Below are 13,071 nucleotides of genomic sequence, written 5' to 3' on the forward strand. Positions count from 1 at the left end.
GAGTACCGCAATGACCGTTCGTCGCTCGTCCTCGCCCTTTGACGCCCGGCGTCATCTGCTGCTGCTCGGCGCGAGCGCTGCGACGCTGGCGCTCGGCCTGACCAGCACGCCGGCCGCGGCCCAGACGATGGGCAGCCTGCTCCGCCAGCAGGCCGGCGCGCCGCGACCACAGGCACAGCAGCCGAGCGCGGTGCCGGTGCGCTCGCCGACGATGCAGGCCGCGCTGTCGCGCCAGCGCTCCACCCAGTCACGGATCGCGCAGATCCGCGCCTATGCGAGTTCGCTGCGCCAGGCCGCGACGCGCACCGGCGTGACCGACGGCCTGTCGTCGGGCGGCCTCGATCCAACCGAGGCGATCCGGGAAGCGATCGCCGCGACCAAGGCGGGTGACACCGAGCGCGCCAACCAGCTCCTCGTCAGCGCGGGTGCCGCCAATGACCCGACGGGGCTCAAGACCTGGCAGGGCGCGGGCCTGCCGCGCCAGACACTGGTCGATGGGCGCGTCGTCGTCACGATCGACCAGACCCAGGAACGGGCGCTGCTGTCCTGGAACCGCTTCGACATCGGTTCCAACACCACCCTCCAGTTCAACCAGAAGGAAAATGGGGTCGCGAAGCCCGGCTGGGTCGCGGTCAACCGCGTGACCAACGCGACCGATCCGAGCCTGATCCTCGGCAACCTAAAGGCCGATGGCACCGTGGTGGTGCTCAACCGCTCGGGCATCATCTTCGGCAAGAACAGCCAGGTGAACACCCATTCGCTGCTGGCGAGCACGCTCGACCTCGGCGCCGCGATGGTGGGCATCGGACCGAACGCCCGCGCCACGACGATCAGGGACCGCAACACCGCCTATCTGGAGGGCGGGCTGTTCCGGGACGCGCCGACCAACGATCCGCTGTCCGCGGTCGTCCTGGTTTCCGGTGTTGCCGGGCAGGGCGGCAACGAGGGTGCCGTCACCGTCGACAGCGGGGCCCAGTTGAGCTCTGGCACCGGCGGCTTCCTGATCCTCGCGGCACCCAATATCACCAGCTCGGGCACGCTGCGCGCGGTCGAGGGGCAGGTCAGCCTTCAGGCGGGCCGCGAAGTGGCTTTCGTCGAGTCCACCGGCGGCAAGGGCAGCGCGGATCCGGATGTCCGCGGCTATATCCTGACGAGCGGAGGGGCCGATGCCGACCTTGCCGGCAACGTCCTCGTCGATGGCCTGATCGAATCGCGCCGCGGGTACCTGTCGCTCGGCACGGGGATGCTCGGCAAGATCACGCAGAACGGTCTGCTGTCGAGCAGCACCAGCGTCTCGCGCAACGGCAAGATCTCGCTGACCGGTGGCACGATCGTGCTCGGCGGCAGCAGCGATCCCGCGCGGGCGGCCGGCCTGGAAATCATCGCCGATCCCAATGGCGAGGGTATCCCGCAGGGAACGGCGAATGAGCCAGCCGTCTTCAAGGCTTCGCAGATCGAGATCGGAACACGGGTGACGCTGAAGGCGACGAGCGATCAGCCTGCGCCCTTCGCGATGCTGCCGACCGACTTCACTATGGGCGAGAATGCGCTGATCTACGCGCCCGGCGCGAACGTGGTGGTCGGCGCGACCAAGGATGTTGGCGGATTGATCGGCGGGACCCAGGCCCAGTTCCCCGGCCATGTCGAGATCGGTCGCGGTGCGACCATCGACGTCAGCGGCTACAAGGACGTCCAGCTCGACGCGTCGCGCAATTCGATCGAGATCACCCCGGTGAAGCGCAACGAGCTGCGCGACACACCCAATTATCGCGAAGTGGCGCTCGACGGCAATTTCACCCTCAACGGCGCGACCCTGTTCGTCGATCCGCGCCTGTCGGGCGTGCGTGCCGACGGCGTCGCCTGGGTCGGCTCACCGCTGATCGAGGCCGGTAGCCTTGCCGGCCAGATCGGCGTGACCGCGCAGGAGCTCATGACCAAGGGCGGCAGCGTCAGCCTGTTGACGTCGCAGCTGGGCGGCAGCGCTACGAACCCGGCTAGCGTGCATATCGCGCAGGGCGCGACGATCGACTTTTCGGGGGGCTGGGTCAGCTATGCCGGTGGCACGGTGCGGACCAGCCGGCTGGTCACCAAGGACGGGCGGATCGTCGATATCGGCAAGGCCGATCCGAACGACGTCTATGTCGGGGTGGTCGACGGCTTCACCGAGGTTCAGCCGCGCTTCGGCGTGCTGCGCACCTATCTGAGCGCCTCGGGACAGGGGCTGCGCGTTGATGCCGCCTATGACGAAGGGCGCGATGCGGGCAGGCTGACGATCGGCGATCCAGCCGTCATCAACGCGCCGACCGTGACGATCGACGGGACATTCTACGGCAATGCCTTTGCCGGCGCCCGCCAGATCGCCGCCGGCGACAGGCCGAGCCTGGCGAGCACGGTTGCCGGGGATGGTCGGAAGCTCCAGCGCGACGCTTTCGAACTGCCCTCGGGGGGGGCGGTGTCGATCCGGTCTGCGGGGGATATTCTGGTCTATCGTGGCGAGCGCGGCGCGGCCGAGGCGAACCGGGGCGAGCTGCTGCTGCGCGACGGGATGCTGAACGACGCCGGCCTTTCGGCACTGTCGCTCACCACGCTTGGCGCGGTCACCTTCGCGGGCGCCAACCCGTTCACGCTGCAGACGCCGGACGCGCTGCGGATCACGGGCGCGTCGGATCTCGTCCTGGCCCCCGGGGGCGCCTTGACCGTCACCGCCGGGCGCACGATCCGCTTCGACGGCAGGGTGACGGCGAATTCGGGCTCGATCGACGCGCGGACGGTGAATCTGGCCGGGCCCGGCCAAGCCTCGCCGGGATCGGCCTATCGCGTCGGTGCCTATGGCAGCGGCAATGGCGACGACCTCGGCACGGGCGGCCTCCTGCTGTACGCCGCCGACCCCGGCGCACTCCACCCGTTCGATGTGATCGTCACCGGAACGCTCTCGACCGCCGGACTGTGGGTCAACGACTATGCCGAGCAGGGCGCGCCGCGGGGCGGGGCGTTCAGCGACGGTGGCAGCATCACCCTTTCGGCCGCCCGCAACGTCTTTGCCGCGATCGGCACCAGCCTGGAGACCGCGACGCAGGCGGTCGACCTGAGCGGCAGCGTGCGGGTCAGCGGGACGCTCAACGTGATGTCGGGCGGCTATGTCAGCACGACGGGGAGCCTGGTGCTCGACGGCAAGGGTGGCAACGTATCGCTGTCGGCTGCAACCACTTACGCGGCGGCCGGGCTGACCAACAGCGGTCGCATCGTGGCCGAATCCAATCCGCTTGCCGACAAGCCGCTGGGAGGCACCAGCCAATCGGTCGATTTCACGCCGCTCCCGGTCGGCGGGCTGCCATTCCCGGGCACGCCGGTGTTGCCGCAGCTCGTGCCCGATCCACGCGCGACGGTGGACATCGGCAGCGCGACGATCCTCGGCTATGGCTTCGCCGGCGGCGGCACCTTCTCGCTGGTCGCTCCCGACATCAGCTTCGGTTCGGACAATCGGGCCGGCGCGACGCATATCGGCTTGGATTTCTTCCGCACCACCGGTTTCGGCACGCTCGACCTGAGCAGCTACCGTTCGCGGATCGTCGACGACGTCTTCACCAATGCCCGTAGCGGCAAGTCGGCATTCCTGGAGACCAGCCAGTTCGTCGTGAAGGCGGGCGAGACACTCGACCTCACCCAATGGCTGCTCCCCTCGGTGCTGAGCGCCGACCAGGCGAGCGCGCTGCGCGGGCTGGCGAGCGGCACGGACCTGCACGGGCAGTCGTTCCTCACGCCCTCGCGGATGGAGGCGCCATGGGATCGCAAGGCTGCCCATCTGGTGCTTGGCGGGCTTACCGAACTCGATGTGCTCGCGGGCGGCACGATCACCGGCGCACCCGGGGCGAGCCTTACCGTCAGCAAGCTCTACAATGGCGGCACGATCGCGCTGCACGGCGGCACGATCACCCAGCGCAACGATCTGCCCAATGATCTCGTCATCGGCGGCCTCGGCGTGCGGGGTGCCGATATGGGCGGCCACGGGCTGGCAGATGCATTCGGCGGCGCGACCGACGGGCTGGGGCGGTTCGACGAGAATGCGCTCAACGCCGCCGGAGTCCGGGACCATGCCGATCCCAACCGGGTCATCACCAATCGCGAGCTGGTCTCGCGCGAAGGCTCGGACCGGCTGATCTACTTCCTGGGCAAGCTGGATGCCGGGCAGGGGATACTGCTCGACGATGGCAGCGTCACCGATCTGTCGGGCATCGCTATCTTCAACCCGCGCGCGCCGTTCCAGCCTGGCGGAGCGCAGGTCCGGGTTGGGCGCGTGCTCGACGGCGGCAGCATCGCGCTGCTGGCCGGCAAGGAAGCCAGCCGGCGCGGCTCCTCCGCGGTCGTGCTCTCGCAATCGACCCTGACGCGGCGCGACGGCGCAGCGTTGGATATCAGCGGCACCAGCGCCTATGTCGACCTGGCGACCGGCCTGGGCAATTTCACGCCTTACCTGGAATGGAGCGCGGCGGGCTCGATTTCGGCACTGGGCGGCGGCTCGCTCGGCACCACGGCGATCGACGCGCATGGCGGCACGGCGCAGGCCGAAGGCGGCAGGCTCGAATGGCTGCTGCCGACCCTGGGCGCAAATGCCGCGGGCGGCTCCGACTATCTCTATGCAGGGATGATCGCGGCGAGCGGCTTCGACAGCCTGATCGCCCGCAACACGCTGACCCTGGACGGCGACTTCTCGCTCTCGCTGCGCAAGTCGCTGATGGTCCTCTCACAGGCTCCTACCGCTGTCGGGGCGAAGTTCGGCAGCGAGGTTCATGTCTCGGCGACGTCGGGCACCGACGCGTCGATCAAGGCGGGCTATATCCGCTTCGGCAGCGATCGTGCCGCTGCACTGCCCGGCGGGACTACCGGTGACGCACGGGTCGATCTCCTGGCCGGAGGGCAGGGCATCGACGTGGTGGGGGGCGTTGCCTTCGACCGCGGCATAGCCTCTGTCGGGTTGCGCAGCTCCGGCGATGTCCGGCTGACCGGCGTGAACGACCTCGGCGTCGGGCAGTTTGCCTATAGCGGCCGGCTTGTCACCGCCGGCGACCTGCTGATCGATGCGCGCCGCACCTATGCAACGACCGGCACCGGCAACCTGCAGGCGCTGCTCGAAGGCAAGACCACCAATATCGATCCCTTCGACATCGCCGCGCTCGGCGATCACAGCATCACCTTCGGCAACACCTATCTCGATGCGAAGGCACCCCCGCCGCTGTCGGCGGGCACCCATCTGCGCGTCCTTGCCGCGCGGATCGCGCAGAACGGCTATCTCGCCGCGCCGCTGGGCCTGCTCGAGCTCGGTTCGAACACCGCCGTGAACTTCAGCGCCTCGGCGACCGCGCTGGCCACTACCACCCTGACCTTCGGCGCGGGCAGCGTCACCACGGTCTCGGGCGCAGGCCTCAACGTGCCCTATGGCAGCACCTCCGACCTGATCGAATATTATTTCCCGACGATCCCGACGCCGATCACGCGCCTGCCGACCGGGCAGCTCAACCTGGCCGCGGCCTCGATCGTAGAGGAAGCCGGGGCGCGGGTGGACGGGCGCGGCGGCGGCGATGTCTTCGCCTATGAGTTCCAGTCCGGCGTGGGCGGATCGCGCGACGTGCTCGACCGGTTCAACCGGGATCCTTTCAGCAGCAGCGGCTTCGATCCGCTCACCGGGCGCGGCTATCAGTTCGCCGACCAGCGGCAGGTCTTCGCGCTGGTGCCGGTCAGCGAGGCCAACAAGATCGCGCCCTTCGATCCGCTCTATTCGGCCGATTACGGCCGCGACGGCCCGGTCGACCTTTATGGGAGTAGCGCCGGACGGACGGTGAAGCTCGACGGCGCGCCGGGCGTGCCGGCCGGCGAATATCTACTGGTGCCAGCCAAATATGCGATGGCGATCCCGGGAGCGCTGCGCCTGGTGGAGAACACCGGCACCGGCGCACCGCTTCCCGGCCAGAACACGACCCTGCTCGACGGCAGCGTGATCGTCGGCGGCACCTATGGTTTTGCCGAGAACGCCATCGCGGAATCGACCCGCCGCGGCTTCACCGTCCAGACGCGCGATACCTTCCTGAAATACTCGAAGATCGTCACCACCAGCGGTTCGGGCACGCTCGTCAAGAACGCGGCGGACAAGGGGCTGGCCCGGCCGCGCCTGCCGCTCGACGCTGCGCGGGTGATCCTCAGCCCGCTCACCGCGCTGCGCATCGCGGGCACCTTCGATACCAGCCCGGCCGAAGGCGGGCAGGGCGGCCAGTTCGACCTGCTCGGCGCCAATGTCATCATCGCCGCGGACGACAGCCAGCAGACCGCCGGCGCGCTCACCGTGAGCGCCGCGACGCTAGGCCGGCTCGGCGCGACCAGCCTGCTGATCGGAGGCCAGCGCGCCGACAACGCCAACGGCACCACGGCGATCAACGCCAGCGCCAGCTCGCTCGTGATCCGCAGCGGCGTGACGCTGGACGCGCCGGAGTTGCTGCTCGCGGTGGGCGGGATCGGCTCGACGCTCACCATCGAGGATGGCGTGACGCTCAAGGCGAGCGGCGCGCTCGGGACCCAGCCGGCGACCGACTATACCGCCACGACGGCCGGATCGCTGGTGCGCCTCGCCAATGGCGCCGAGCGGCTGGTCTCCCGCACCGGCACCGGGGCCTCGACGCTGAAGATCGGCGCGGTGAACCTCAACGGCGGTGCGCTCGCGCTCGACACGAGCGGCAGCTTCGTGGTCGCCGACGCGGCTGCTCTCGCGGCGCAGAAGATCGCGATCAGCGGCAGCGCGATCCAGTTCAACGCGAGCGCCGATGTTGCCGGCCAGGCTGGCGTGATCGGTGCCGGGCTCGAGGCCAAGCTCGCCGCGGCACAGCAGCTGACGGTGCGTTCGCCGGGCGCGATCCGCTTCTCGCAGGGCAGCCATCGCTTCAACGACCTGGTGCTCGACACGGCGACCCTGGCGGCAAGCCTGGGTGGCGCCGCCGATGGCGGGATCACCATCGATGCGGGCGCCGTCCGCCTGCTCAACGCGGGTGGGGCGACCGACGGGTGCGTGACCGCCGGCCTGTGCGGCCAGGCGGCGAACCTGACGATCAATGCGACGACCCTCAGCCTGGGCACGAACGCGGTGCGGACCTCGGGCATCACCGCCGGGGTGACGCTCGGTGCGCGCGACGGCATCTATGTCGAAGGCAAGGGATCCTTCTCGACGGGCAATGCCGCGCTCACCCTCCGGGCGCCGTTCCTCGCCGATCGGGCGGCGGTCGCCGATCCGCGCGCGCAGAAGGTGCGGCCGGAATATAGCTTCCTCACCAATGCCGGCTTCACCCTGACGGCGCCGGCAGGAGCGGCGGCCCAGTCGCCCATCGGCAACGCCGCGCCGGGCGCGAGCATCAGCATCGGCACCAAGGACGCGCCGGTACTCTCGGCGACCATCGTCGGCAGCCTGATCCGGGCATCGGCCGGCATCATCGACGTGGAATCGCGCGGCGACATCACCCTGTCGGGCGCGACGCTGTCGACGCCGGGCTATGAGAAGACGTTCGGCGACAGCGTCGATGCGGTGACCGTTTCGGCCGGCGGCGGCACGATCAACCTCCTGTCGAAGACGGGCAATCTGCGCGCCGATGCGGCGAGCACGCTGATCGTCGACAATGGCGTGGGCACCGCCGGTACGCTCAACCTGCTCGCTGGCAACGGCACCATCACGCTCGATGCGACGCTGAATCCGGGCGTGCAGGGGAACCGCCAGAGCTCGATCGCCTTCGATTCCGGCCGATCGGCGTTCGACCTGGGCGGCTTCGTGGCGCGCTATGGCCGCCTGTTCGGCGGCGATGTCGCGGTGCGCAGCGGTGCGGGCGACCTGGCGCTGGCCGCGGGGCAGGTGCTGAAGGCGAAGAGCATCAGCCTCACCGCGGATGGCGGCGCGATCACCATCGGCGGGACGCTCGACACCTCGGGCATGAGCATCGCCGGGATGACCGCGGATCAGGCGCGCAACGCCGCCGTCGATGGCGGGGACATCGCGCTGTGGGGACGCACCGGGGTGACGCTCGCCGCCACGGCGAAGCTCGACACCCATACCAGCGGCTATGCCGACACCGACAGCCGCGTCGCCTCCGCCGGCGACGTGACGATCGGGATCGAGTCGCCGGATGCGGCGATCACCATTGCCAGGGGCGCGATCATCGATGTCGGCGCCCGCCGGACCCAGGCCGCCCAGGCTGCCGGCGAGACCGGCGCGCGGCTGGTGCCGCAGGTGATCACCGATGCGGTTACCGGCAATCCGATCACCGTCTATCGCTATGCGGCGGCCGACGAGGGCGGGATCGTACGCTTCCGCGCGCCCGTGCTCGGCACCAATGAGGATAAGGTCGCGGTCAGCCTCCACGGTACGGTGCTGGGCGCGAGCGAGATCCAGCTCGAGGCGTTCAAGCGCTACGATCTCGATGCGCTGGCGAACAGCGGGCTCTATTCGGGGATCACCCGCGCCGCGGACGGAACGCTGCTGCTCGACATGGCCGCGAGCAGCGCGGCCGGGGGCAAGTTCAATCCGTTCACCGAGAATTTCGCGCTCGCCGATGGTGGTTCGTCGCTGGTGCGGTTCATCCAGGGCTTCGGCGTCACCACGGTGGACGGCAGCAGCCTGGACGGGATCCGCCTGCGGCCGGGCGTGGAGCTCGCCGCCGACGGCAGCATCCGGACCACGACCCAGTGGAACCTCGGCGCGGCGACCTTCTCGCCCGCGCAGCTCCAGGCGGCGGTGGCCGCCGGCGTGATCGAAGTCATCCCCGAGCTGAGCACCGGTGGGCAGGCCCAGTATCGCGTGGTGCCGGGCAAGGAAGGCGCGCTGCTCGACCGCTTCGCCACCTTCCTCTACCGCACCGGCGGATCGGCACGCGGCGAGGCGCCGGTGGTGACGATGCGGGCCGGCGGCAGCCTGACGATCAACCGCAGCATCAGCGACGGCTTCTTCACCTTCCACGACAAGTCGAACGCCAGCTATATCAACTGGCAGCTCGGCGGCGGCGACCGGAGCTATTCGCCGGCGATCCAGTTCTCGTGCGGCGGCGCCGCGGGATCCTGCGGAAACATCCCGAGCTATGCCTCGGGCGCGGCCAACAATCCGGGAGCTTCGGGCACACTGGTCATCGGGCTCGGCTCGCAGGCCGCGCAGGGCGATCTCAATTCGGGCTCTGCCTATGTGAATTCGCCGCTGGCGCTCGCCGGCAATGGTGCGGCGGGCGGTGGCGACGCGGGGGATTCGCTGGGCTTTGCCGAGCTCTTCCCGCTGCTCGACGGCAACACCGCGATGCACTCGTCCGATCTGCGCCTCGTCGCGGGGGCGGGCGAGACCCTGTCGGTCAATCCGCTGGTGGTCGATCGCGCGCTCGATGCCGACATGATCGTGGCGGGCCAGTACAGCTACCGCCTCACCGCGACCGGCACGGTGAGCTTCAACGGCCCGCTCCAGTTCCAGCTACTCCAGTCCGCGGGATCGAATGCAGTCAATTTCGACCTGGGCGACACGCTAGACCTGACCAATGCGACCGGCGGGCTCAACCAGCTGCGCGACGATGCCTATACCCAGCTCAACTGGGGCAACTCCGCGGGGCTCGGTGCCGATGCGCGGGCGGCGGCGCGGATCTATTTCGCCGGCAAGGGGTACAGCTTCATCGGTTCGGCGACGCAGCCGACCGGGATCACGGCGCCGCTTTCGGAGGTCCTCGGTTTCCTGAAGAGCTTCGAGACGACCTATATGGCCGGGCTGACCAGCGGGCGGACGGGCTATACGGGGAACCGTACGCCGACGATCATCCGCTACGGCACCGCCGGCCAGCAGAACAGCCCGACCGCGCCCAACCAGGCCTGGGTGCGCTCCTATGTGCGGACCGGCGACGGCGCGATCAACGTCGCGGCGGCGCGGGACATCGACCTGCGCGGCGCGGCCAATCTGAACGATCGCAACGCGGTCACCTATCGCAAGGCGGACGGGACGTCGACGACGGCCGCGGACTATGGCAGCAGCATCAATGCGTCGTTCGATTTCTCGGCGGCGGCGATCTACACGGCGGGCGTCCGCGTGGCGCCGGTGGATGTCACGGCCCGTATCGCCGGGGGTGGCCTGGTCACCGTCCGGCCCGACAGCCCCTATCTCGATGCAGCGCCCGAGAAGCTGAACTTCATTCCTTCGCCGCTCGGGCTGGCCGAAGCCCCGCCGGTGCTGGCATATGGCGGCGGCGACATCGACCTCATGGCGGGGAGGGACGTGCTCGGCACGCGCGACGTGTGGAGCGAGCGGGTCCTCGGCCTGGCCAACGGAACCCCGCTCGATCCGACGATCGGCGAGGCCAGCCAACGCTGGCGCGTTGTTTCCGGCCAGATCGGGGTCGATACCGAATTCGCCCTTTCGCCGCGCTATTTCACCTCTGGCGTCGGCGCGCTGGCCGGGGGCGACGTGACGATCGACGCCGGGCGTGACGTCGTCGAGCTGACCGTGGCGCTGACCAACGGCGTGTCGACCACGTCCGGTGCCGCCGGACCGGTGATGCTGAGCTTCGGCAACGGCAATCTCTCGATCGATGCCGGCCGCGACATCCTGGCGGGGCGCTTCGACGTCGCTTCGGGTGCAGGACGCATCCATGCCGAGCGCGACATCGGCGCCTTCGGCCTCGAGCCGTACACCGCCGCCCTCATCGGCAACAAAGTGCCCCCGCAATATGGACGAGTCCGTCTGGCCGACGCGGTGGTGGACATCTCGGCCAAGGGATCGGTTACGCTAGCCAGCGTATCGGCGCTCGGCGTGAACAGCTCTACCCAGACGCCCGGGGCGATCGGCTTCTTCAGCCCGGCTGCCGCGATCGGAATTTCGGCCAATGAGAAGATCGAGCTCGCACCGCGGTTCTTCACGCTGCAATCCGGCCCCGATTACGGGCTGGCGGACAGTATCCAGGTTCTTCCGCCGACGGTCGCGCTGACCTCGCTTGCCGGCAGCGTGGTGTTGCCGGCAGGGACGCCGCATTTGCTCTATCCGTCGCCCATCGGGCAATTGCGCCTGCTCAGCGACGGCAGCATCAAGGACCTGTCGATCGCGATGAGCGACGCGGATCCGGGCTTCACCGCAGGCGCTTTCATCACGCCCAATCCCAATGCCTTCGCGATCCCCGCAGTCGTTTCGAGCACCACCAATGCGCAGCTCCGCAGGCAGCATAATCAGCGTCTCACCCATGCGGGCGATATCGAGCCGGTGCGGATCTACAGCGGTGGCGACATCGTCAACTCGGCGATCTTCCTGCCCAAGCAGGGGCGGATCACCGCGGGCGGCGATATCGTCGACATGTTCTTCAATGGGCAGAACCTGACTGCGTTCGACGTGACGCGCATCCGCGCGGGCGGGGACATTACCGGAACCATAGCCTCCACACCGGACCTCTTGCCCTATGTCCGGTCGAACAATTTCATTCTGGGCGGGCCCGGTACCCTGATCGTCGAGGCGGGCGGCGACATCGGGCCCTTCGTCACTTCCGCCAACATAACCTCCCCGAATGGCCAGCAGTCGGCAAGCTTCGGCGGCGGCATCCGGACGATCGGCAATGACTATAATCCCTGGCTGGCCGAAACGGGTGCGGATCTCCAGGTCCGCTTCGGCATGGCCGCCGGTGCCGACTATACGGCATTGCGAGAGACCTATCTCAACCCGGCGAACTTCGCGAAGCTGGACGGCGATCTGTTCGAGCAGGTCACCGATACCTTTGGCAACCAGCGGCCCGATCGCAGCAGGCAGATCTATGCGCCTCTCCTCGCCGAATGGCTGCGCGACAATGCGCCTGAAGCATTTGCCGCGATCTTCGGTGGCCAGGGGTTCGCCGACGCGGCGGCACTGAGCCAGGCGGCCTATGGCCGTGCCGATGCGCTCTATCAGGCCTTCGCCAAGGTCGATCCGCTGCGCCAGCAGGACTTCCTGATCAACCGGCTCTATTTCAACGAGATCGAGGCTGTCGGCGTCAGGAACGGCCCCTCGTTCCAGCAATATGTCCGCGGCTACCGGGCGATCCAGACGCTGTTTCCGGCGAACCTCGGCTATACCGACAATCTCGCGCCTTACGCGCTCGATCCGTCGACGATCTCCCCGGATCACCCGCTCGGCGAGCCGGTGCGCAACATCGTCAATGGCCAGCCGCAAAAGGCCGAGCGGATCGTTACCGGCAATGTCGACCTGCGGCTTGCCACGATCCAGACCGCACGCGGTGGCGACGTCACGATCCTGGGGCCCGGCGGCGACGTCATCGCCGGTTCGATCGTCCGTACGGCGGATCAGGCGACGCGTCGGGCAACGGCATTCCAGTTGCAGACGTCTTTCCTGGAGCGGGGTCTGGTGAATCAGATCATCGGCGCGCAGTTCGCGTCCATACCGCTCGGCTATGAGGGTGTGCTGACGCTGCGCGGCGGCGAGATCCGGTCCTTCACCGACGGGGATTTCATCCTCAACCAGAGCCGCGTGTTCACCCAGCAGGGCGGCGGTATCGTCATGTGGTCGTCGAACGGCGACCTCAATGCCGGCCAGGGGCCGAAGAGCGCCTCGAACTTCCCGCCGGTCACGATCCGCTTCGATGAGGACGGGCTGGCGGACGTCAACAGCGTCGGCAGCGTCTCGGGCGCCGGTATCGGCACTTTCAAGCGGACACCGGAGGATCCGGCGTCGGACGTGATCCTGATCGCGCCGGTGGGCGAAGTCGATGCCGGCGACGCGGGCGTGCGCGCCTCGGGCAATGTCGTGGTCGCGGCGGCACGGGTGGCGAACGCGGACAATTTCAAGGCAGCGGGAGACGTCACCGGCGTACCGAGCCAGGGCGTCGCCAATGTGAACGTGACCCCCAACGGCGCCAATGAAGTCCAGGCCCAGCTGCGCGACGCCACGCGGAGCGCGCAGCCGCCGGTCGATCGTCGCTCGATCATCACCGTCGACGTCCTCGGGCCAGCGCGCGACGGCCGCTGCGAGGATCGCAACGCGGGCGACGATCCCGACTGCGCGCCGGGCGGCGATCGACAGCAATGACGTGCGTTTTCCAGCGT

General features: G+C 68.7%; 1 protein-coding gene. It reads left to right on the forward strand.

Annotated elements, in window-relative coordinates; genetic code table 11:
• The first annotated feature begins 10 nt into the window (after nt 1-10).
• Nucleotides 11-13,054 carry a filamentous haemagglutinin family protein gene (locus GGR46_RS13995; protein ID WP_183998546.1) on the forward strand — a complete coding sequence of 4,348 codons (13,044 nt, stop codon included), beginning with the start codon at nt 11-13 and terminating at the stop codon, nt 13,052-13,054.
• Nucleotides 13,055-13,071 lie beyond the last annotated feature (17 nt).

It is taken from the genome of Sphingomonas kyeonggiensis (assembly GCF_014196745.1).
In the GTDB taxonomy this organism is placed as follows: domain Bacteria; phylum Pseudomonadota; class Alphaproteobacteria; order Sphingomonadales; family Sphingomonadaceae; genus Sphingomonas; species Sphingomonas kyeonggiensis.